The following is a 23,925-nucleotide window of genomic DNA, read 5'->3' on the forward strand; positions in this document are numbered from 1 at the left end:
TTATCCTTTCAGTTTTTTCCAATAATAGAAAGCATAAGGTAGTACATTAAACTTACCTGTTTTTCTATGTTCAAAACATTTTATTTGATCAACTAAATCTTCCTTATATGGTGCTATAGTTGCATTCTTCAATATCTCGCAAACTTGCATATATCGATCTTTCCAATTCAAATTTTGTTCCGCATAAATACGAGCCTCTTTCTTAAATACCTTTATTCTATCAATATTATTCAAATAATAAATCATCTGTTCTTGAATCGATTTAACTGAAACTTTACATTGAGGCCAAAAATATCCATCACTACGAGCGTACAAATATTCTACGTCCGCGATACGTCCATTTATTCCACTTTGTATAAATTCATTCATTGGAGCATTATCTGGTACAATACAGGGTAATCCACAAGACAAAGCCTCTGCAACAGTTAAGCCTAAACCATCCAATATAGAAGGATAAACATAAATATCTCCCAAATGATACAGTCCTGGCGCAGCAACAGTCTCCGTCCTCACTTCGATATTTGAACTCAATAATATTGATTGATCATACCTTGCTACATAATTATCTAATGCGACTTGAGTATGAATAAGTAATTTTGCCTTATCCTTATAAAAAGCAGGTAATGACAAAAAAGCAGCAATAACAGTATCCGTACCCTTTCTTATCGGATTCATTCCTGCCGAATGAAAGAATGTAATCTGTGATTGTTCACATGATTCTTCAATATTATTAGAGAAAAGATTAATATCTGTACCCCAAGGGATATAAAAACTCTGAGGTAAATCTTTAAACAACCGATAATGACGTTTTGTGTTACATAAAATGTAATCATATATAGCAAAAAAAGGTACTGTTTCTTCAGTATAGTAATCCACATATGTACCAACTTTAATACCTAATTCTTTACACCAAATTACTGGAATCCACCAATTTTGTTCATTAAATAGAACAACATCTATTTGTCGATTTTTAAGCCAATCTATAAAATCTTTTTTTTCTATTCCAGTTGCTCCACAATAATATTTCTTATTTACTTTTCCCCAAGTAACAAAATCACGATCCCATTCTGACTGATTACGAGCATATGATTCTCCACCTCTCGCATATATATACACACTATTGTTTGAATCAGATCGAAGAGCCTCCAAGTATTGTCTGGAAACATAAGCCGCCCCTCGCTCAAACCAAGTCGTTACAATTCCTACATTCATGATAATTTACTTGAGAACAATCTTTTAATTATTTCTGAGATACGAACAGATGTATATCCATCTCCATAAGGATTTTGGGCTTGGCTCATTGCCATATATAATTGATGATTTTCCAATAAAGAAGAAACTTCATCTACAATTTTCATTTTACTTGTCCCTACTAATTTTACAGTACCGGCCTCTACTCCTTCTGGACGTTCTGTCGTATCACGCATAACCAAAACAGGTTTTCCTAATCCTGGTGCCTCTTCTTGGATCCCTCCGCTATCCGTTAATATCAAATAAGATAACTCCATTAATGAAACAAAAGGCAAATACTCCAATGGATTACAAAAGAATAAATTCGTGTATTTCATTGAAATCGATTCTATCTCTCCAAAAACAGACTCCACAGCTTCCTTAACATGAGGATTCGGATGCATAGGATAAACAAAATCCACATTAGAGTACTTTAATGACAAAGTTTTTATACTTTCACAAATTTGAATAAAAGGTTTCCCAAAGTTTTCTCTTCTATGCCCTGTTATCAAAACTAATACTCTTTCATGTTCTTTCCATTTTGATAATAGCTCAACAGGTATTCGACTCTGCAAAAGAAGATTTTCATTATTGATTTGCAAAGACTTATTTTCTTTTAATAATGAAAGTGCCATGTGCAAAGCATCAATAACTGTATTGCCGACTACTTCAATTTTTGTCGGATCAATATTTTCTTTCAGAAGATTCTTTCTACTCAACTCCGTGGGAGCAAGATGAAATGAAGCAATACGCCCCGTTATCTGTCGATTAATTTCTTCTGGCCAAGGACTATAAATATTATGAGTGCGCAAACCAGCCTCCACATGGCAAACCGGTATTTGAGCATAAAATGCTGCAAGCGATGCGGCCATAGAAGTAGTAGTATCACCATGAACCAATACGACATCTGGTTTAGCCTCTATTAAAACCGACCTCAACTCCAATAATACCCGACTTGTTATATCATATAAATCTTGTCCCGATTTCATAATATTCAAATCATAATCAGGCTTTATTTGAAATATCTCTAAAACCTGGTCTAATAGATCACGATGCTGAGCTGTCACACAGACTTTCACATCAAAAATATTATTATTTTTCTGTAGTGTTTTCACCACTGGAGCCATCTTTATTGCTTCTGGGCGAGTTCCAAATATAATTAGTACATTTATCATATTTTCATTTACACAAATTTGTAAACCATTTAGATTCTACTGAAATATAGGAATAAAAAAAATCTATGTTCTGTTCTATATATTCTTTCGTCAACAAAGAGAAATCCATCTTCATCAAAGATTCTCTTATTTCTAAGGGGAATCTATATTTCAATATTTTTGCAGGATTTCCACCAACAATTGCATATGGTGGAACATCTTTTACAACAACCGCTCCTGCAGCAACTATAGCACCACGTCCAATTGTCACTCCTGATAAAATCAAAGCATTAGTTGCAATCCAAACATCATCTTCCACTATTATTGGCCCTTTTGTATATCCATCATCCTTTCCTATATTATAAATACTTCCTACTGGGAATGTCAATAATCTATCCGCAAAATGATTCCCTCCTGTAACAAATTTAACACCATCTGCAATAGAACAAAAGTTTCCAATAATTAGCTTTTCCTTATTTGTGAAAAAATTTATATCAATCTTTCCATAAGTATAATTTCCCACTGATATCATTCCAAATGGATAATTTCCACATAAATAAGTACTATTATGCCTATTCAAACGTCGCCAACTCTTATTATGAAAATATAACGAAACAGATGTTTTTCTATAATACAACAAAATATTACTTAGAAAAATATCATAAATCTTACTTCTCAATCTAGAAGGTATTTTTTTATATATTTTTACTAACATAATATACGAAATCAATACGTAAAACTATACAGAAACCCCACAATCTCTATAAGCAAAAAAGGCATAAAAAATCTCATAAATAGGATATGTCTGATTTATAATAGAATCTAATTGTTCTCTTAAAATATTTTTCACCATTATATGTACACAACACCACTGATATTTTTAACATAGCATTTTGCTTTTTACAAATTCCAAACAATCTTCGAATATTTTAGATCCTAACAATCTTAATGATAGAATATAAAAAATAGTATATAAAAAAATCTTTGCAAACAAAAGAATATATAAATTAGTCATTCCACTTAATATATAACTTAGCAGTACAAAAAGTAGAACGCTAATAATCAAATAAGATAAGACATCTTTACATATGAAAATAAATCTTATTGGTAGAATCTTCTTCACATAATGATGCCAAAAGAAAAGACTAAGGAAATAAATTCCTATATATCCAATTACCATATTAAATATGCCAAAAGGATATAACACCCCAATTATCAATATCTGGAATATACCTATAAGAACCATTCCCAATAAATAAATATCTGATCGAGAATAAATCATCAATACATTCACATACAACTGAGATAAATATCCTATTGCTCCCCAAAAACAAAACAACTGAAGAAAAGGTACGCTGTCCAACCACTTTTCTCCTAATAAAATCCATACAAATTCTTTTGCAACAAAGGCTAATCCCAACATGGCCGGAAAAGAAATAAATGCGCCAAAACGAACCATCTTTCTAAAAACAAGCACTTGTCTTTCCTTATCATCCATTACCTGAACTAACACTGGCTGTGCTACTCCATTAATCATTCCACCTATTAATTGGTGCCCCATTCCCATCCATTTCTGCCCCTGTGAATAAAAGCCCAACTGCTGTGGGGTATAAAATTTCCCTAAAACAACAGAAAAGACATTGTTGCTTATCTGTGTAAAAATATTTGTCAATATCAATTTTGAGCCAAAGCCAAACATTGATTTCAGAGGGCTAAAATTTATCTGAAATGTAGGTTTCCACGGTGCAAAATATAGTTTCAACAACGAACTGATTCCTATATAAGTTGTCGTTTGTATCGCCAATCCGTAATAAGCAAATCCGTTTAAAGCTAATATGACTCCGATAGTTCCTGAGCAGATTAACGATATGATATCAATCTTTGCCTTCTCTTTAACCATCAACATCTTAAACATATAAGCATTCGATGCAATTCCAAAGCCTCCAAATAGAAAACTTAAAAAGACAATACGAGACAAACCTATTAATTCCGGTTTATCATAAAATTGGGCGATCAACGGTGCACAAAAGAAAAGGATCAAATAGAACAATACTCCTGTTAGCGTACTAAACCAAAATACGGCATTATAATCCTCATGCCGTATTTCCTTTTGATTTGTAAGTGCTGCAGTAAAGCCGCTTTCTTGAATCGTTGAAGCAATCGCGCTAAAGATTGCCAACATTCCAACCATTCCGTAGTCGGATGCATCCAGAATACGGGCCAACATAAGACCAAACACCAAGTTCAACACCTGTTGTACCCCATTACTCAGCCCTCCCCAGAAAAGTCCCTTGGCTGTTTTTTCTTTCAGAGTTTGTTCTGCCATTTATTATTTCATTCCTTTAAAAATTTTCAATAGCAGAAATAAACTCTTCTGATTGATGGCTTAACGCATCAAATATTTCCGCATCATAAGACAATTTTTCTTTATCGACAAGGATCAGCAAGCCGATATCCGAATCCAGCCCTACATTCTCCTTAGCTTGCGAACCATAAAAATTGATATCCACTTCAGGTGCTATTGGGTGAAGCAAATTACTGACTTTATGTATTAATTTTGATCTTTGCATTATTCCTTACATTCCTCCGATTTTCCTTTCTCCAATCTCAATCCACTCTTCATAATTAAGCGAAGTCAGGACAGAATAAATATTATCCGACTGATACAAACTTTTGGTTCGAATGGCCCGGATTATCCGGGATTAAAGGGATTAACAGACCATATTCAACCAAGTCACTCATATACTGTTTGATGTTCTTTGGGGTGATAAGACACTCCCAAATAATACAAACATTTTAAACACAATCGCATTACACAGATCACTGATGCTCCCTTCAATAGCTACGGCGTCTTTTTCTTCAATAGAAAAGGTATAAACCTGACGATGAAAAAGCGGGTTGTCGCTTACTTTCTATTTATTATTGATTTGATTCCAAAAAGATTGGATAATCTTATCTATCTCCCTATGCAATGATAAACAAAGCCATTCTCCTCCAACTCCTTCACATCATAAATGTTCCGGCCATCCAAGATCAGCGGGGTTGCCATCAGTTTTTTGACGGCCGACCAGGAAGGCATCCTGAATTCTTTCCATTCCGTCACGAGCAGGAGGGCGTCGGCATCCACTACCGCGTCATAGATGTCTTTGGCATAGTGGATGGTGTCTCCCAAACGACGACGGGTTTCTTCCATCGAGACTGGATCGTAGACATACACTTCACAACCGGAAGCCAATAATTTATCAATCAAGACCAGAGAAGGGGCTTCGCGCATATCGTCGGTTTCCGGCTTGAAGGCCAGGCCCCACATAGCGATACGTTTACCTTTCAGATCACCCTTGAAATAATCGTCCAACTTGCGGAACAAGATGGATTTCTGCTCTTCGTTGACCGCCTCGACCGCTTCTAGGATACGCATCCGGTAACCGTTCGACTTGGCTGTTTTGATCAACGCTTTTATATCTTTTGGGAAACAGGAACCTCCATAGCCGATACCGGCATACAGGAAACGGTTGCCGATACGGGCATCCGAGCCGATCCCCTTACGCACCATATTCACATCGGCACCGACAATCTCACAGAGGTTCGCCACATCGTTCATAAAGCTGATACGGGTAGCCAGCATGGCATTGGCCGCATATTTCGTCATCTCGGCGGATGGTACATCCATGAAAATCACACGGAAGTTGTTCAACAGGAACGGACGGTACAAGCGGGTCATCAACTCCTTTGCACGTTCGGATTCGACACCGACGACCACACGATCCGGACTCATAAAGTCCTTGATGGCCGCACCTTCTTTCAGAAATTCAGGATTCGAAGCAACATCGAACTCAAGCGGCAAACCCCGTTTATCCAGTTCTTCCTGGATCGTCTCACGGACTTTACGGGCCGTGCCTACCGGAACGGTGCTCTTCGTCACGACAAGGAGATGTTTGGTCATGTTGCGACCGACGGTACGGGCTACTTCGAGCACATACTTCAAGTCGGCACTACCGTCTTCGTCGGGCGGAGTACCTACGGCGCTGAAGAGGACTTCGACCTCGTTCAGGCATTCTGTCAAATCGGTTGTGAAATGGAGACGGCCGGCTTGCTGGTTGCGGTGAACCATCTCTTCAAGGCCGGGTTCGTAGATAGGGATGATACCTTGTTTCAGGTTTGTGATCTTTTCGGCATTTACGTCGACGCAGAAAACTTCGGTTCCCATTTCTGCAAAACAAGTACCGGTGACAAGCCCCACATAACCTGTCCCGACGATAGCTATTTTCATGATTTTATAATCAAATAAAAGTTACGATTAAGTGTTTCCAAATAAAGTTTCGGATACACAAAGGTCCGTCACTCCCACACAAGGAACAACGAAAACGCCACAAAGATAAGAAATTGGAATCATTACACACCTTAAAATCGAGTTATTTGTACAAAAGGACAATACAGATATAAAAGCACAATCCCTTTCATTCCATCGACAAACCATTACGATCCGTTTCAATTCCGATGCAAAATAGACGCCAAAGATTTTATGGGCTCAAGGAGAGAAAACATTTTCTTCTTGCCAACCGGCACTAAAAATGAATTAATTGTGTAAATTTGCCGTTCAAACTAAATGACCGATGAGCGTAGTAATTAAAGAAGTTACCAGTAAGAAGGAACTCAAAAAGTTCGTAAAGTTCAATATCGAATTATATAAAGGCAACCCGTATCATGTGCCCGGCCTGATCGAAGAAGAGATGGTGACGTTGGATAAAAAGAAGAATCCGGCGTTCGAAGTGTGTGATGCGATCTACTTTTTAGCATACAAAGACGGAAAGGTTGTGGGACGCATCGCAGGAATGATCAACCGCCGGAGCAACGAGACATGGAACCAGAAATATGCACGTTTCGGGTTCGTAGACTTCATTGACGATGCCGAAGTGGTGGATGCCCTGTTCGGTGCTGTAGAAAAATGGGCGGTAGGACAAGGCATGGAGGCACTGCAAGGGCCGATGGGATTTACCGATATGGATCACGAAGGAATGCTGATAGAGGGATTCGACCAGATCGGGACGATGGCGACCATCTACAATTATCCTTACTATCCGAAGCAAATGGAACGTATGGGATATACAAAAGACCAGGACTGGCATGAGTTCAAAATCTATATACCGGACGGAGTACCGGAAAAACATCTGCGTATCGGCGAGATCGTAAAGAAGAAATACGGACTGAAGGTTATGAAGTTTAAGAACGCGAAATCGATCATGCCGTACGCGCAGAAGGTGTTCCGGACATTAAACGAGTCGTACGCGCCGTTATACGGCTTCGCACGTCTGACTCAAAAGCAGATCGACTACTACATCAATATGTACATTCCGATGCTTCGCTACGACCTGGTGACGCTTATCGTCCGTGAGGAAGACGACGAAGTGGTCGGTTTCGGAATCTCGCTTCCCAACCTGTCCAAGGCTATGCAGAAAGCGAAAGGGCATCTTTTCCCGTTCGGTTGGATTTATCTGCTGAAGGCTTTGAAGAGCAAGCCGAAAGTGATCGACCTCTACCTGACGGGGGTCTTGCCGGAATATCAGAGCAAAGGCGTGAACGCATTGCTGTTCAACGACCTGATACCTGTTTACAAGAGTGTCGGAGCTATTTATGCGGAAAGCAATCCGGAACTGGAAACGAACAATGCCGTACAGGCACAGTGGGATTACTTCAAACGCGAGCATCACAAGACAAGAAGAGCATACATTAAACAGTTGAAAGGGAAGAGTTGAAAGGGGAAAGTGATTCTTTATTCTTTTATTCCCAGTCTTTCAATTTTCAACTTTCAATTTTCAACTTTCAATTTTCAAAATGGACGAACTAAATTCAACAATGCAACAGCCGACAGCGTACAACGATGACGATATCAAGACGCTTGACTGGATGGAACATATCCGTCGCCGTCCCGGTATGTATATCGGGAAATTAGGAGACGGTAGTTATGCCGATGACGGTATTTATGTATTGCTGAAAGAGGTGCTGGATAACTCCATCGACGAATATATGATGGGTTACGGTAAAACCATAGAAGTGACCGTCGAAGAAGGCACCGTCTCCGTACGCGACTATGGCCGCGGCGTTCCGCTGGGCAAGGTAGTCGATGTCTCCAGCAAGATGAATACCGGAGCAAAGTACGATAGCAAGGCTTTCAAAAAGTCAGTCGGATTGAACGGAGTCGGAATCAAAGCCGTAAATGCGTTGAGCAGCTATTTCCTGATCACCAGTTACCGGGACGGCGAATGCAAGCGGGTAGAATACAACAAGGCAGTCATCACGGAGGAAGCCCCGATCTGCCCGACGGAGGAGGCAAACGGGACGCTCACCTATTTCATCCCGGACAAAGAGATATTCAAGGATTACCAGTATAAAGACGAATATATCGAGAGTCTGCTGAAGAATTACGTGTTCCTCAACTCCGGACTGACAATTGTCTTCAACGGCAAGAAGTTCCATTCACGCAACGGCCTTGTGGACCTGCTGAACGAGAACATGACGACAGAGCCTTTATATCCGATCGTCCACCTGAAGGGAGAAGACATAGAAGTGGTCATTACCCACAGTAACCAGTACGGAGAAGAATATTACTCGTTCGTCAACGGCCAACATACAACACAGGGAGGTACGCACCTTTCCGCCTTCCGCGAAGCGTTGGGACGTGTCATAAAGGAATATTACAACAAGAACTTCGAATACTCGGACATTCGCGCCGGCGTGGTGGCAGCCATCAGCATCAAGGTGGAAGAACCGGTGTTCGAAAGCCAGACAAAGACCAAGTTAGGCTCGAAAGACATGGGACCGGACGGACCTTCGGTCGGCAAGTTTGTCGGGGACTTCATCAAGAAGGAATTGGACAACTACTTGCACAAGAACGCAGAGACATCGGACGCCCTGCTGCGTAAGATCCAGGAATCGGAGAAAGAACGCAAAGCGATTGCCGGTGTGACCAAGCTGGCCCGCGAACGGGCAAAGAAGGCGAACCTGCACAACAAAAAATTGCGCGACTGCCGTATTCACCTAAACGACACGAAAGGCGACAATCTGGAAGACAGTTGCATCTTCATCACCGAGGGAGACTCGGCAAGCGGTTCTATTACGAAAAGCCGCGATCCGAACCTGCAAGCGGTATTCAGCCTTCGCGGCAAACCGTTAAACAGTTTCGGACTGACGAAGAAGATCGTATACGAAAACGAAGAATTCAATTTGCTACAGGCTGCATTGAACATAGAGGATGGATTGGAAGGCTTACGTTACAATAAGGTGATCATTGCGACCGATGCCGATGTGGACGGTATGCATATCCGCCTACTGCTGATCACCTTCTTCCTCCAGTTTTTCCCGGACCTGATCAAGCGGAACCATGTCTATATCCTGCAAACACCACTGTTCCGTGTACGCAACAAGCAGAAGACCTGGTATTGCTACAGCGAAGAAGAGCGTGTGAACGCAATCGCTGCCGCCGGAAAAAACGCCGAGATCACCCGGTTCAAAGGTTTGGGAGAGATCTCACCGGATGAGTTCAAGCATTTTATCGGAAAGGATATCCGCCTGGACCCGGTAACCATGAAGAAAGAGGACCTTGTGAAAGATATGCTGGAGTTCTATATGGGCAAGAATACGATGGAACGACAGAACTTTATCATAGATAACTTAGTTGTAGAAGAAGACGTTATCAATTGATAATTGACAATAAATTGAGAATATGGATAATACGATAAAAACAGGGGAGGGACAGGAATCGACCGATAATTGTCAATTGTCAATTGCCAGTTGTCCATTAAAAAGGATCGCTCTTTTCCCCGGAACGTTCGATCCTTTCACGATCGGGCACGAATCGCTGGTAAGCCGAGGACTCGAACTGGTGGACGAGATCATCATTTCGATCGGTATCAACGACACGAAACGAACCTATTTCTCACTGGAGAAACGGCTGGAGGCGATCCAAGAGCTCTACAAGGACGAACCGCGCGTACGGGTCATGTCGTACGACTCCCTGACGGTCGATTTCGCCCAACAGATGAATGCCGGGTTTATCCTGCGCGGTATTCGTACGGTGAACGATTTCGAATATGAAAAGAGCATAGCCGATGTAAACCGCAAGCTGAGCGGGATCGAGACATTTATTCTTTTTACGGAACCGGAACATACGCATATCAGCTCCAGCATCGTGCGGGAGTTGCTGCGTTACGGCAAAGATATTTCCCAGTTTGTGCCGAAAGGGACAAACCTTTATTAAAAAATAAAAACAATGAAACGAATTTTACTTCCACTCCTTATATTGAGTGTATTTGCCGCCTCGATGTCGGCACAGCGCGGTAACAACATAGATGCCCGCAAGCTCCAGTTGGCCCTGTATGCCATCTCCAACCTATATGTAGACTCTACAAGCGAAACGAAGTTGGTGGAGGACGCCATCGTCGGCATGCTGGAAAAGCTGGACCCTCACTCTACCTATACGGACCCGGAAGAGACGAAAGAGATGACGGAACCGTTGCAAGGTAACTTCGACGGGATCGGCATCCAGTTCAATATGCTGACGGATACTTTATACGTGATCCAGGTAATTCCCGGCGGGCCTTCGGAAAAGGTCGGCCTGATGGCTGGCGACCGCATCATCATGGTGGACGACACGCTGATTGCCGGCGTCAAGATGAAGAATACGGATGTGATGAAACGCCTGCGCGGTCCGAAGAATACGGAAGTGCGGGTAAAGGTCCTGCGCGGCGGAGTGCCCGACCTGATCGAGTTCAAGATCACACGTGGAAAGATTCCGGTATACAGCCTGGATGCCGCTTACATGGCGGATAAGGCTACCGGATACATCAAGCTGAACCGCTTTGCCGCTTCGTCGGCCGACGAATTCCGGGAAGCACTGGAGAAACTGAAGAAACAGGGAATGAAGAACCTGATCCTCGACTTGCAGGGGAACGGCGGGGGATATCTGAATATCGCGATCGACCTGGCCGACGAGTTCTTAGGCAAGGACAAGCTGATCGTTTATACCGAAGGAAACAAACAACCGCGCGAGGAAGCCAAGTCTTCGGCCCGCGGAGGGTTTGAAGAAGGACGTTTGGTTGTGCTGGTAGACGAAACATCCGCATCCGCCAGTGAAATCCTTTCCGGTGCGGTGCAGGATTGGGACCGTGGCGTGGTCGTAGGCCGCCGTACGTTCGGAAAAGGGCTGGTACAGAAACCGATCCCGATGCCTGACGGCTCAATGATCCGCCTGACGGTTGCCCGCTATTATACGCCTACAGGCCGTTCTATCCAGAAACCGTATGTCAACGGCAACCAGGAGCAATACAACCATGACTTGATCGACCGCTACAACCGGGGCGAACTGATGAGTGCGGATAGCATCCATTTCCCCGATTCGATGAAGTACAATACGCTGGAGACGAAACGCATCGTGTATGGCGGCGGCGGTATCATGCCGGATGTCTTTATCCCGGTCGACACGTCGCGCTACACGGACTATCACCGTAACGTCGTAGCGGCCGGCCTGGTGAACCGCATCGCCATGAATTATCTGGACCGCCATCGTGCCGAACTGAACAAGAAATATCCGAAGTTCGCCCAATACAAACAGAACTTCAACGTGACAGACGACATAATGCAAGAACTGGTCACACTGGCTAAAGACGACAAGATCGAATTCAACGAAGAGCAATACAACCGTTCCAAGCCGCTCATCATGCTCCAGATCAAGGCGCTTATCGCACGCGACCTGTATGATATGGCCGAATACTTCCAGGTCATCAACGACGACAACGAAAGCTTCCAGGAAGCCTTGCGCCTCATCAACGACGAACAGCGGTACAAAAAAGAATTGGGACGGTAAACCTATTATCGATAATACTTCCTATATTTGTATTCATCAACGAAAAGAAAGGAACACAAAAGATGGACACAACGATGAAAACGATAGAACTTACTTTGCCGGATTCGGAATTGTCTTTCATTAAGACAATAGCGAAGAAATTCGGATGGACTCTGACAACCAAACACACAAAAACTCAGAAAAGTCTTGATGAAGGCATTGCCGATATCAAAGCCGGGCGTGTTCGCGAAGTTTCTACGGATGAATTAAAACAAATGATGGGATTATGAGTTCATACACGATCCTAATCACTAAACGATTTGAAAAGGACTTGGAAATATGTAAGAAGAGGGAACTAAAACTTAGCCTCCTCTATACTGTAATAGAGCAACTCAAATTGAACGGGACATTACCAAAACAATATCGTGCCCACAAACTAAGTGGTAATTATGCTAACTATTGGGAATGCCATATTAAAGGCGATTGGTTATTAATATGGGAGCAAAACGATGATGAACTCATTTTGATATTAACCTCAACCGGAACACATTCAGATTTATTCTAAAGGATTATGTACTGGACACTTTTTCTGACATTCGTCAAAATAGGGACTTTCACTATCGGGGGAGGATATGCGATGCTGCCCCTGATACAGCGGGAAGTGGTAGATAAAGGATGGCTTTCGAAGGAAGATTTCATCGACCTCTTCTCCGTAGCCCAGTCCTTGCCCGGCATTTTCGCCGTGAACATCTCTATTTTTGTAGGATATAAACTGAAAAAAGTGCCGGGTGGTATTGTTTGCGCTTTGGGAAGCATCCTTCCCTCCTTCTTCATCATTCTGGCTATCGCGCTGTTCTTTACACACGTGCAGGACAACGTATGGGTAGAGAAGGCGTTCAAAGGATTGCGTCCGGCGGTCGTCGCCCTGATTGCCGTGCCTTGCCTGACAACGGCACGTTCGATCAAGATGAGTTACAAAGAGCTGGTTATCCCTATCGCTGCCGCACTGCTGATCTGGCAGGGAGGGTTGTCTCCTGTGTGGATTATTCTGGCGGCTATCATAGGAGGACTTGTTTACGGACTGAAAATAAAGAAAGACTGATATGATCTGGTTGCAATTATTCTATGTATATCTGAAAATCGGGATATTCGGTTTCGGTGGCGGCTATGCGATGCTCTCCCTGATACAGGCAGACGTGGTGGACCGCTACGGATGGATTTCGTCACAGGAATTTACGGATATCGTCGCCATCTCGCAGATGACCCCCGGGCCGATCGGGATCAACAGCGCCACCTACATCGGATATACAGCCATCCACAATGCCGGCTATTCGCCCGCGATGGCCGTATTAGGCTCCTGCCTGACGACATTTGCCGTCTGCCTGCCCTCTTTCCTGCTAGTGCTGGCCATCTCATACGCCTTTGCCAAATTCAGGAACAACAAATATGTAGCAGCCGCGTTCTACGGCCTCCGTCCGGCTACGGTCGGCCTGATTGCGGCAGCGGCTTTGCTATTGATGAATAGCGAGAACTTCATCGACTATAAAAGTTTCCTGATCTTCGGGGCTGCGTTCATCCTCACCTGGAAGTTCAAGATCAACCCGATCCTGATGATTATCCTGGCAGGAATCGCCGGGATAGTTCTCTATTGGTAAATTTTACCGCAAAAGTCAAGACTTTCGTAACAAGAAGTCAGGACCTTCAGAGTAAAAAACCTGGACTTCCACAATCAATATTCAGGGCTTTCTCTCAAAAAACACCCTTATTTCAAGTCAGGCTTTCATCGATAGAAAGTCCTTCTTTGTCGAGGAAACGCTCCTCTTTTTCTAATCTGATTGTGTAGGCTTTCATCCTGTTGTAGTTTTGCTTTCGAAAAAAGGTAAAAAGATTGTCAGGTTACAAAACGAAAGCATCATGAAACAGATTTCTTCCCTACTCCTCTCCTGCCTGCTTCTCCTGCCCACCGGGATGAATGCGGAGGAAGACACACCCAAACAATGGACGCTTCGCGATTGTATCGATTACGCCCTGGAGCATAACATCACCATACAGCGGAACCGCATCAGCGCCGAGAGTGCCCAAGAAGACGTAAAGACAGCCAAGGCGGATTTCCTGCCTTCCTTGAGCGGGAACATCAGCCAGCGCGTCGTCAACCGCCCGAACAGTGCAAGAGGCACCATCATCAGCGGCGATAACATCACGACAAGCGAAAGCAAAACCTCGTACAACGGCAGCTACGGCATCGACGCCAACTGGACCGTGTATAACGGCAGCAAACGGGTGAACACCGTCAAGCAACAGAAGCTGAACAACCGCATCGCCGAACTGAACGTGGACGAAAGCGAAAACTCGATCGAGGAAAGTATCACCCAACTGTATGTACAGATCCTCTACTCGGCCGAAGCTGTCAAAGTAAACGAATCGACACTTGAAGTAAGCCGGAAAGAGTTTGAACGGGGACAGGAATTGTTCAACGTCGGCAGTATCGCCTCAAGCGATCTCGCCCAACTGGAAGCGCAGGTCAGCAGCGACAACTACCAGCTGGTGACCTCCCAGGCTACCCTGCAGGATTATAAGTTGCAATTGAAACAGCTTCTCGAACTGGACGGGGACATCGAAATGGACCTCTACCTGCCGCAACTGAGCGACAGCAACGTCCTGATCCCGCTTCCCGAAAAAGACGATGTCTACAACACCGCCCTCAGCCTGCGTCCCGAAATAGAAGCAGGAAAGCTGAACGTGGAGAGCTCGGACCTGAGCATCAAGATGGCACGTGCAGGATATCTCCCGACCTTAAACCTCAGCGCAGGCATCGGAAGCACGAATGCCAACGGCAGCGACTTCAGCTTCAGCGAACAGGTCAAGCAGAACTGGAACAACTCGCTGGGACTGACCCTCAGCATCCCCATCTTCGACAAGCGGCAGACGAAAAGCTCCATCAACAAGGCCAAGCTGCAAAAGCAGACCAGCCAGCTGGACCTGCTGGACAACAAGAAGACACTCTACAAAACTATCGAAAACCTCTGGCTGGCCGCCAACAGCGCACAACAGCAATACGTGGCAGCTTCACAGAAGTTGAAGAGCACGGAAACCAGCTACTCTCTCGTCAGCGAACAATTCAACGTCGGCATGAAAAATACAGTAGAATTGCTCACGGAAAAAAATAACCTGTTAAGCGCACAACAGGAAACGCTCCAGGCCAAATACACGGCCATACTGAACGCAGGCTTGTTGCGCTTCTACCAAGGAGAAGAAATCAATTTATTCTGAAACATGACATTAGGGGTGAACCGCTAATGAATATATTCACTCTCTTTTTGTTTCGGTCCCTGCTTCGAGTCACTCTGGCAGGGGCCTCACAAAAGGAACCGCTAACAAAGACGAAATAAAAACAGATATAGATATGAACAAGAAGAAACTAATTATCGGTATAGTAGGCGTATTGGTCGTGGCCGGAGGCATCTGGTTCTTCACAGGCAAAACGTCGAAAGGCGGTATCCGGCTCGAAACCGCCAAAGTGGGCCGCAGTTCCATTTCGAACACGGTAACGGCAACCGGAACAGTCGAGCCGGTAACGGAAGTCGAAGTCGGCACGCAGGTGTCCGGTATCATCGACAAGTTGTATGCAGACTATAACGACGTGGTCAAAGCAGGGCAGTTGATCGCCGAAATGGACAAGGTCAACCTGAAAGCCGAACTCGCATCCGCCGAGGCACAGCTGGCAAGCAGCAAAAGCGAATTCGAGTACCAACAGAAGAATTACGCCCGCAACAAGATCCTCTTCGAAAAAAAGCTGATCAGCGACTCGGACTATGAAACGTCCACATACAACTATGAGAAAGCAAAAGCCGCCTACGAACAAAACCAAGCGGCAATGGTCAAAGTGAACCGCAACCTCGAATATGCGACGATCACCAGCCCGATCGACGGTGTCGTGATCAACCGTGCCGTTGAAGAAGGACAGACCGTAGCCGCCGGCTTCGAGACTCCGACCCTGTTCACCATCGCGGCAGACCTGACCAAGATGCAGGTGATAGCCGACGTGGACGAAGCCGACATAGGTAACGTAGAAAATGGGCAACGTGTCTCCTTCACCGTCGACGCCTACCCGAACGACGTATTCGAAGGCACGGTCATGCAAATCCGCCTCGGCGACAGCGAAAGCACCAGCAGCTCTTCTTCCACCTCGACCTCGACGGTCGTTACCTACGAAGTGGTGATATCGGCCGATAATCCCGACCTTAAATTGAAGCCGCGCCTGACAGCCAACGTGACGATCTTCACACTGGAACGCGATAACGTGCTGACAGTCCCGACCAAGTCGCTCCGCTTCGTACCGGATGCCGGGATGTTGACGCAACTGGGCTACATCGTCTCCGAAGCCGGCAAGGAAACCCCTGCCGGGAAACGTCTCGTATGGATCAAGAACGGGCAGGAGCTGAAGCCGAAAGCCGTTACCGTCGGTTCCACCAGCGGAAACATGATCGAGATAACCGACGGCCTGAACGAAGGTGAAGAATTGGCTGTCGATCTCGAAGCCTCCTCCATTACTCCGGCAGCCGAAGCCGAAACGGAAAGAAGCCCGTTCATGCCAGGCCCTCCGGGAAGCAATAAGAACAAGAAGAGTGCCAAGTAGGGGCAGGCTTTATATATCTGCCCTCCAAACAAGGAGTACAACAATATGAAAGAGATAATCAAATTAGAAAACATCAAGCGTGACTTCAAGGTCGGAGACGAAACGGTCCATGCCTTGCGTGGCGTCTCCTTCACGATCTACGAAGGCGAATTTGTCACCATCATGGGGACATCCGGCTCAGGAAAGAGTACCTTGCTGAACACGTTAGGTTGCCTGGATACACCGACCAGCGGAGAATATTACCTCGACGGCACATCGGTCCGCACGATGGGTAAGAACGCCCGCGCCACCTTGCGCAACCGCAAAATCGGGTTCGTCTTCCAGAACTACAACCTGCTGCCTAAGACGACAGCGGTCGAGAACGTGGAGCTGCCCTTGATGTACAATTCGTCCTACAGTGCAGCCGAACGACACAAGAAAGCAGTCGAATCGCTGGTTGCCGTAGGTTTGGGCGACCGCCTGATGCATAAGAGCAACCAGATGTCCGGCGGGCAGATGCAGCGTGTCGCCATCGCCCGGGCGCTGGTAAACGACCCCGCCGTCATCCTCGCCGATGAAGCGACCGGAAATCTCGATACCCGTACCTCTTTCGAGATACTGGTTCTTTTCCAGAAACTGCATGCCGAGGGACGTACCATCATATTCGTGACCCACAACCCGGAGATCGCCCAGTACAGCAGCCGCAACATCACGCTGCGCGACGGGCATGTCACCTCCGACACGGTCAACCGGAATATCCTGAACGCGGCAGAAGCGTTGGCGCGGCTGCCGAAGAATGACGATTGATCTTGCCACCCTTCCGTGGGGGGGCCCTTTATGCGAATACCGGAATCATCCGATACAAGCGGAAGGAGGCAAAGGTGTTTAAAGAATCACTTATAAAACAACAATAACAATGAACGGAACAAACCTAATAAAAATAGCCGTCCGGGCACTCGCCAATAACAAATTGCGCGGCTTCCTCACGATGCTGGGCATCATCATCGGCGTGGCCTCCGTGATCACGATGCTTGCCATCGGACAAGGCTCGAAGCGAAGCATACAGGCTCAGATCAGTGAGATGGGTTCCAACATGATCATGATACACCCGGGCGCCGACGTGCGTGGCGGTGTCCGGCAGGATGCCTCCGCGATGGAAACCCTGAAACTACAGGATTACGAAGACATTGTGGACGAAACACGCTTTGTCTCGGCCGTTTCTCCTTCCGTCAACAGCAGCGGGCAGGCGATCTACGGCGCCAACAACGCCCCGACCACGGTCTACGGCATCAGTCCCGACTACCTGGAGATACGGCGCTACAAAGTCGAGGACGGTGACATGTTCACCGAACAGGACATCCAGACAGCCGCCAAAGTATGCGTGGTCGGCAAGACCGTCGTCGACAACCTCTTCCCCGACGGCAGCAACCCGGTAGGCAAGGTCATACGTTTTCAGAAATTACCTTTCCGCATCGTAGGCGTGCTGGAAAGCAAAGGATACAACAGCATGGGAATGGACCAGGACGACCTAATCTTAGCTCCATACACAACTATTCAGAAAAAGGTCCTGGCCATCACCCATCTGCAAGGCATTACCTGTTCGGCCCTCAAGGAGGAATACACCGACCAGGCCATCGACGAGATTTCTGAAATACTCCGCCGCAACCATAAGTTGAAGGAAAGTGACGATGATGATTTTACCATCCGTAGTCAGCAGGAGTTGAGCACGATGTTGACAAGCACTACGGATATGATGACCGTGCTGTTGGCGGCTGTGGCGGGTATTTCGCTCCTCGTAGGCGGTATAGGGATCATGAATATCATGTACGTCAGCGTGACGGAGCGTACACGCGAGATCGGCCTCCGTATGAGTATCGGGGCAAAAGGCATCGACATCCTGGCACAGTTCCTGATCGAGTCCATCCTGATCAGTGTGACAGGCGGTTTGATAGGTGTAGTCTTTGGAGTGGGCGCGGCCCTTGTCGTGAACGGAGTCGCCCACTTTCCGATCTACATCCAGCCCTGGAGCGTCATCCTGTCGTTTGCCGTCTGTACTGTCACCGGTGTATTCTTCGGATGGTATCCGGCCAAAAAGGCAGCACAACTCGACCCGATAGAGGCGATACGTTACGAATAGCAGGCGGGAAGCATCGAGGGAAGAAGACGCTCTGCGTCAAGTATGCCTCATAGTTATGAGGCAATGTACCTCAAAGATATGAGGCAACTCACCTCATAGGTACGAGGCAATATGCCTCATAGCTATTAGGCATGCTCTACGCAGAGTCTCTTCCATGACCGATGCCGCCTGGCGTTCGACAGAGAAACAACACTTCTTCCATGCCCGATGCTTCTCTGATATATAATAAACAGTATCTTTGCATAAATGGGAACAACAGAGACAATGCACACATTACCGGCTCCCCCCTTCAAAGGCATGGGGAAGCTGATCCATATCGCAGCCTGGGCCATTCTCTTCGGGCTGCCGTTCTTCTTCACCGGACGCGAATCGCAGACGGTGACAGTCTTGAGCTATATACGCTCCATAATCGTCCCGCTATCGTTCATGCTGGTATTCTATGCCAACTATTCCGTGCTGATCGACCATTTCCTGTTCGCCAAGCGTCCCTGGAAATACTTTCTGTACAATGTCGTGTTGATCGCTTTCGCGATGGGAGCCGTGCATCTGATATTCGAACTGCTCCCGCATCCCAGATGGGAGCATCCGAGGCCGGAAAGAGAATGGCAGGAGATAGTCGGCTTCTTTATGGTGAACGCCATGCTGTATATGCTGGTGGCAGGGCTAAGTGTCGCCATCAAGATGACCGGGAGCTGGTATCAGATGGAGTCGTCCCGCCGGGAGTTGGAGAAAAGCCGTGCCGAAGCAGAATTGCAGAATCTGAAGAGCCAGTTGAACCCCCATTTTCTCTTCAACACACTAAACAACATCTACAGTCTGATCGCTTTCAGCCCAGAAAGAGCGCAAGAAGCCGTGCACGACCTAAGCCGCCTGCTCCGCTACGTGCTCTACGACAGCAGCCAGCCGATGGTTCCGTTAGAGAAGGAACTCGACTTTATCCGGAACTATGTGGAACTGATGCGTATACGCCTGCCGGAACATGTGAAACTGACCACCGACATATCGGCTGCCACACCAGAAACTCAGGTGGCGCCTCTCCTCTTCATCTCCCTGATCGAAAATGCTTTCAAGCATGGGGTAAGCCACAACAAACCTTCTTTTATCGACCTGAAGATTCACCAGGAAGGGACACGGATCGTCTGCTCTATCCGCAACAGCGACTTCCCGAAAGACAACGGACAGGACAAGAGCGGTTCCGGCATTGGGCTGCAGAATCTCAGCAGGCGGTTGGAATTGCTGTATCCGTCGCATCATATTTTCACGTACGGGCAAAAAGGAGACGAATATGTTTGCCTGTTAGAATTGCAGGCATAAGGATTTATTGTATTTTTGTCCGGTACATCAATACAACAAATTATGACGTTAACATGTGCAATCATCGATGACGAACCACTGGCCATCAGTCTGCTGGAAAGTTATGTAAACAAGACTCCGTTCCTCCGCCTCACGGCAAAGTTCAACAGCGCCCTTGAGGCATTGCCCGTATTGAGCGCCCAGCCGGTAGAGCTGCTTTTCCTCGATATCCAGATGCCGGAGTTGAGCGGCATGGAATTTTCTCGGATACTGGAGGCAGATACCCGCATCATCTTTACGACGGCTTTCGAACAGTATGCCCTCGACAGCTACAAGGTGAACGCCCTCGACTATCTGCTGAAACCGATCAGTTATCCGGATTTCCTCAAGGCGGCCAACAAGGCGTTGCAATGGTACGAGCATATGCAAGCGCCTGCGGCAGAGATCGAGTCGATCTTCATCAAGACTGAGTATAAGCAGGTACAGGTCGAACTGCGCAAAATACTCTATATCGAAGGGCTGAAAGACTATGTCAAAATTTTTATCGAAGATGAACCGCATCCCATCCTTTCACTGATGAGCATGAAGTCGCTGGAAGAGATGCTGCCGGCAAGCCGCTTTATCCGCGTACACCGTTCCTTTATCGTACAGCCTGAAAAGATCAAGGTGATCGAACGGAACCGGATCGTGTTCGGAAAAGAATATATCCCGATCTCCGACAACTACAAACCGAGGCTTGTCGAATTTCTGGCGCAACGGTCACTCAATTTCAATTGACAATGGACAATTAACTTTGTTAAGATGATACGGCGTAGCCCAATTCTCAATTAATTAAAAAAGTTGTAACAGCAACTTTTCCAAAGCCCTAGTCATCCGGCTCATCGGGCAAGAATAGTTATTCGAGAAAACGGCTACCGCATACGTCTTTCCATCTTTCGTGATATAGCCGGCATAGCTCCTGACACCCGTAATGCCCCCGCTTTTCAGGTGGGCTTTTCCCTGCAACTTCGATCCTTTCAAGAAATTGCGCACTGATCCCTCTATCCCGGCTTGTGGTAAAGAGGCTATGAAAGCATCCGAAACAGCAGATTCCGTCGCCATATAAACCAACAGCTCTCCCATAAATCCGGCCGACACCTTATCTGCCGGAGCCAAGCCGCTGCCGTCGTTCATCCGGAGCGGAAAGACATCCAAACCTTTCTTCTCCCAATATTCTTTCACGACCTGCACACCACGACCAAACGAGGAGATCATCTCGTTCCTTCGCGGTTTGTATTGCAATCCGACCGTTTTGACCAAAGCATCCGCATATAGGTTATGGCTGACATGGTTGCATATGCTTGCTATCTCCCGCAGCGTGGGCGAATAGGTCGTGACAATCTCTTTCCTCTCTCCCTTCTTCCACCGGTTTTCCTCCACCTCGATACGGTAGCAGGAAGGGGACCCGTCCACCCGTATTCCCTTCTGCTGAAGCTGGTCCGTCAGATAGCGTGCCAAATATAAGGCAGGATCGGGGATATCTCCTTTCAAGACATACGCCTCCCGGTTCGCAGGCAGGACACCATACAGGTAGCGCACGTCATCGAGCGGAGCACCGATAATATAAGCGCTGTCCGAAGAAACCGGAGCGGCTTTCAGGTAGTTCTTAAACCGGATAAAAGGGATATCCGGCTCTGTCCCCTTTAGGACCGGCCGCGTCCCGGCAGCCCCAGTCTGCAAGGATAGCTTATACATATTGTCGAAGATGGAAATACCATAACTTCCGGGGGCATAATAATTTCCCATATCTTCCCGGAGCCATTTAATAGAGACGCCTTCGGTGTCGAAAATGCTTTCGTCCGATATGACCGATCCTGTTATATGCTTGATGCCGGCTTTCTGCAAAGCAGCTATCCAGGTTGACAAAAACTTGTTCTGCCCCGGTGCGAAATGCGAAGAGCCCAAGGAGGGATCACCGCTTCCTTTTATATAGAGGTTTCCCTCCAACGTGCCGTTTTCCAGTATTCCGTCATATTCCAACGTGGTCGGATAGCGATAGTCTTCTCCCAATATCTCAAGCGCTGTCGCCGTGGCTACCGTCTTCAACACCGAAGCGGGCGATTGCAGCCGGTCCGTATCATAACTGTAGACCGTTCTTCCCTCCTGCACATCTTTCACTACCAGAGAAAAAGAGGCTCCCCGCATATAAGGGGCCTGCAATAACCATTTGACGGGGGCGGGAGTCTGTGCACCGGCAAGCAAATGAAGGCAAATCAACAGGCAAAGCAGTACTATTTTGTTTCGTATCATCCTTTCTATTCAACTTTATTTTATCTTTGCCATAAAGGCGAAGATAAGTCGGTTTGCATTATCTTTGCCTGCAAAGATAAGAATTTAATATGAACCCATTGTTTGATAAACCGTTCACATTCGACAGGGTGGCACGTATTCTGTTCGGCCTGGCTGTTATCAGTGGTATTATCTATCTGATCGCCGTCCTGCGAAATGCTTTGTTACCATTCCTGATTGCCTGGCTGCTGGCTTATATGATGCAGCCGTTCGTCAAGTTCTTCCAGTATAAAGTCAAGCTGAAAAGCCGTTTGCTGTCTATCCTGGCCGTTCTCGTGTCTACCCTTCTGGTGATCTCACTGGTGGGTGTCGTGATCGTCCCCTCTGTCACCCAGGAGTTCAACCGGACTTTGGAACTGATGCAGGAACATAACAGCGGCTACGGACATATCCCGATGATTCCGCAGTCATGGGCAGAGTATCTGGAAAAGAATATCGATCCGGACCAGTTGGCACAGCTCCTGAGCAAAGAGAACATAGAAAAGGCGGTCAAACAGATCGCTCCCAAAATGTGGATCGTACTGACCAATACTTTCTCCATTCTGTTCAGTATTACGATCGTGTTTGTAATCTTCCTTTACTTCATCTTTATCCTGTTGGATTATGAACGGATTGTCAACGGTTGGATCCGCCTGATTCCCGAACGTTACCGCCCCTTTGTCCAAGGGCTAGCCGACGATGTCGAATATAGTATGAACCGCTACTTCCGCGGACAGTCATTGATTGCCTTATGTGTCGGCATCCTCTTCGCCATCGGATTTAAGATCGTCGGTTTCCCGCTGGCCGTTATCCTAGGGCTATTCATCGGTTTCCTCAACCTCATTCCTTATATGCAAACGATCGGTATCATCCCGATGATCTTGCTGAGTCTCCTCAAAGCTGCGGAGACCGGAGAAAACTTTTGGCTGATCTTCGGATCGGGAATTCTCGTCCTTTGCATCGTGCAGTGCATACAAGACTTGTATCTCACTCCCCGCATTATGGGAAAGGCTATGGGACTGAATCCGGCCATCATCCTTCTTTCTTTATCCATTTGGGGAACTTTATTAGGTTTTATCGGCTTAATCATCGCTCTCCCCCTGACAACTCTCTTTCTCTCTTATTATAAACGTTTTATACTTATGGAAGAAGACCAGTCTCTTGTAGAGAAGCACGAGTTGTCAAAGGTCCAAAAGAAAAAAACATTCCCAAAAGAATAAAAAAACTTGCATCAGCTATTGCATATATAAAAAAAAGCCCTACCTTTGCACCCGCATTACAGAAGTAACGCACAGGATGATTCGCTAGCTCAGCAGGTAGAGCACATCCCTTTTAAGGATGGGGTCCTGGG

General features: G+C 46.2%; 22 protein-coding genes. 15 read left to right on the top strand and 7 right to left on the bottom strand.

What is annotated here, in order from left to right; genetic code table 11:
- The 6 genes from KTG12_RS11675 to KTG12_RS11700 form a co-directional block, all read right to left on the bottom strand.
- Entirely contained in the window at window positions 1-1,212 is a 1,212-nt protein-coding gene (locus KTG12_RS11675) for a glycosyltransferase family 4 protein (RefSeq protein ID WP_005651410.1), read from the bottom strand.
- Window positions 1,209-2,405: a non-hydrolyzing UDP-N-acetylglucosamine 2-epimerase gene (gene wecB / locus KTG12_RS11680; protein ID WP_005635495.1), complete on the bottom strand. Its 1,197-nt coding sequence runs from the start codon at window positions 2,403-2,405 to the stop codon at window positions 1,209-1,211. Before wecB ends, KTG12_RS11675 begins: the two co-directional genes overlap by 4 nt.
- Before the next feature lie 4 nt (window positions 2,406-2,409).
- Window positions 2,410-3,063 (bottom strand): CatB-related O-acetyltransferase, encoded by a 654-nt coding sequence (locus tag KTG12_RS11685; RefSeq protein WP_224204168.1) that lies wholly within the window; start codon window positions 3,061-3,063, stop codon window positions 2,410-2,412.
- Window positions 3,064-3,264: 201 nt separating this feature from the next.
- Complete coding sequence (locus tag KTG12_RS11690; protein ID WP_005635487.1) at window positions 3,265-4,710, bottom strand: lipopolysaccharide biosynthesis protein; 1,446 nt, start codon at window positions 4,708-4,710, stop codon at window positions 3,265-3,267.
- A gap of 16 nt (window positions 4,711-4,726) precedes the next feature.
- Entirely contained in the window at window positions 4,727-4,954 is a 228-nt protein-coding gene (locus tag KTG12_RS11695; protein ID WP_005635486.1) for a hypothetical protein, read from the bottom strand.
- Window positions 4,955-5,340: 386 nt separating this feature from the next.
- Complete coding sequence (locus KTG12_RS11700) at window positions 5,341-6,654, bottom strand: UDP-glucose/GDP-mannose dehydrogenase family protein (RefSeq protein ID WP_005635484.1); 1,314 nt, start codon at window positions 6,652-6,654, stop codon at window positions 5,341-5,343.
- 343 nt (window positions 6,655-6,997) lie between these two features.
- Here KTG12_RS11700 and KTG12_RS11705 point away from each other — a divergent pair, with 343 nt between their 5' ends.
- The 14 genes from KTG12_RS11705 to KTG12_RS11770 all read left to right on the top strand — a co-directional run bounded on the left by KTG12_RS11705 (window position 6,998) and on the right by KTG12_RS11770 (window position 21,044).
- The gene (locus KTG12_RS11705; RefSeq protein WP_005635482.1) at window positions 6,998-8,137 is read left to right on the top strand and encodes a hypothetical protein; all 1,140 of its coding nucleotides are present in this window, start codon (window positions 6,998-7,000) and stop codon (window positions 8,135-8,137) included.
- Window positions 8,138-8,216: 79 nt separating this feature from the next.
- Window positions 8,217-10,082, top strand: a complete 1,866-nt coding sequence (locus KTG12_RS11710; protein WP_005635480.1) for a DNA topoisomerase IV subunit B — start codon at window positions 8,217-8,219, stop codon at window positions 10,080-10,082.
- A 22-nt stretch (window positions 10,083-10,104) separates the two neighbouring features.
- Complete coding sequence (gene coaD, locus KTG12_RS11715) at window positions 10,105-10,638, top strand: pantetheine-phosphate adenylyltransferase (protein ID WP_022321745.1); 534 nt, start codon at window positions 10,105-10,107, stop codon at window positions 10,636-10,638.
- 12 nt (window positions 10,639-10,650) lie between these two features.
- Window positions 10,651-12,243: a S41 family peptidase gene (locus tag KTG12_RS11720; RefSeq protein WP_119216515.1), complete on the top strand. Its 1,593-nt coding sequence runs from the start codon at window positions 10,651-10,653 to the stop codon at window positions 12,241-12,243.
- 74 nt (window positions 12,244-12,317) lie between these two features.
- Window positions 12,318-12,512 (top strand): hypothetical protein, encoded by a 195-nt coding sequence (locus tag KTG12_RS11725; RefSeq protein ID WP_227225855.1) that lies wholly within the window; start codon window positions 12,318-12,320, stop codon window positions 12,510-12,512.
- Window positions 12,509-12,787 carry a type II toxin-antitoxin system YafQ family toxin gene (locus KTG12_RS11730; RefSeq protein WP_022321747.1) on the top strand — a complete coding sequence of 93 codons (279 nt, stop codon included), beginning with the start codon at window positions 12,509-12,511 and terminating at the stop codon, window positions 12,785-12,787. The genes KTG12_RS11725 and KTG12_RS11730 overlap by 4 nt, the downstream gene beginning before the upstream one ends.
- A gap of 6 nt (window positions 12,788-12,793) precedes the next feature.
- Window positions 12,794-13,324, top strand: a complete 531-nt coding sequence (locus tag KTG12_RS11735) for a chromate transporter (RefSeq protein WP_005635471.1) — start codon at window positions 12,794-12,796, stop codon at window positions 13,322-13,324.
- Window position 13,325: 1 nt separating this feature from the next.
- Window positions 13,326-13,877, top strand: coding sequence for a chromate transporter (locus tag KTG12_RS11740; protein ID WP_005635470.1), 552 nt, complete (start codon window positions 13,326-13,328; stop codon window positions 13,875-13,877).
- A 259-nt stretch (window positions 13,878-14,136) separates the two neighbouring features.
- Window positions 14,137-15,492 (top strand): TolC family protein, encoded by a 1,356-nt coding sequence (locus KTG12_RS11745; RefSeq protein WP_122300432.1) that lies wholly within the window; start codon window positions 14,137-14,139, stop codon window positions 15,490-15,492.
- 133 nt (window positions 15,493-15,625) lie between these two features.
- Window positions 15,626-16,858, top strand: coding sequence for an efflux RND transporter periplasmic adaptor subunit (locus KTG12_RS11750; RefSeq protein ID WP_022321752.1), 1,233 nt, complete (start codon window positions 15,626-15,628; stop codon window positions 16,856-16,858).
- Between the two features lie 45 nt (window positions 16,859-16,903).
- A complete protein-coding gene (locus KTG12_RS11755) occupies window positions 16,904-17,644 on the top strand; it encodes an ABC transporter ATP-binding protein (protein WP_022321753.1) in 741 nt (246 codons plus the stop codon).
- A 109-nt stretch (window positions 17,645-17,753) separates the two neighbouring features.
- Window positions 17,754-18,974 carry an ABC transporter permease gene (locus tag KTG12_RS11760; RefSeq protein WP_005651391.1) on the top strand — a complete coding sequence of 407 codons (1,221 nt, stop codon included), beginning with the start codon at window positions 17,754-17,756 and terminating at the stop codon, window positions 18,972-18,974.
- A 246-nt stretch (window positions 18,975-19,220) separates the two neighbouring features.
- On the top strand, window positions 19,221-20,288 hold the full coding sequence (locus KTG12_RS11765) for a sensor histidine kinase (RefSeq protein ID WP_371745255.1): 1,068 nt from the start codon (window positions 19,221-19,223) through the stop codon (window positions 20,286-20,288).
- 42 nt (window positions 20,289-20,330) lie between these two features.
- Window positions 20,331-21,044 (top strand): LytTR family DNA-binding domain-containing protein, encoded by a 714-nt coding sequence (locus KTG12_RS11770; RefSeq protein WP_005635454.1) that lies wholly within the window; start codon window positions 20,331-20,333, stop codon window positions 21,042-21,044.
- A gap of 54 nt (window positions 21,045-21,098) precedes the next feature.
- Here the strand turns inward: KTG12_RS11770 and dacB are convergent, their stop codons facing one another.
- Window positions 21,099-22,556 (bottom strand): D-alanyl-D-alanine carboxypeptidase/D-alanyl-D-alanine-endopeptidase, encoded by a 1,458-nt coding sequence (gene dacB / locus KTG12_RS11775; protein ID WP_005651384.1) that lies wholly within the window; start codon window positions 22,554-22,556, stop codon window positions 21,099-21,101.
- A gap of 89 nt (window positions 22,557-22,645) precedes the next feature.
- On the opposite strand from dacB, the gene KTG12_RS11780 reads away from it, so the two are divergent.
- On the top strand, window positions 22,646-23,794 hold the full coding sequence (locus tag KTG12_RS11780; protein ID WP_005635451.1) for an AI-2E family transporter: 1,149 nt from the start codon (window positions 22,646-22,648) through the stop codon (window positions 23,792-23,794).
- The last annotated feature ends 131 nt before the right edge of the window (window positions 23,795-23,925 follow it).

Source organism: Parabacteroides sp. MSK.9.14 (genome assembly GCF_019041495.1).
GTDB lineage: Bacteria > Bacteroidota > Bacteroidia > Bacteroidales > Tannerellaceae > Parabacteroides > Parabacteroides merdae.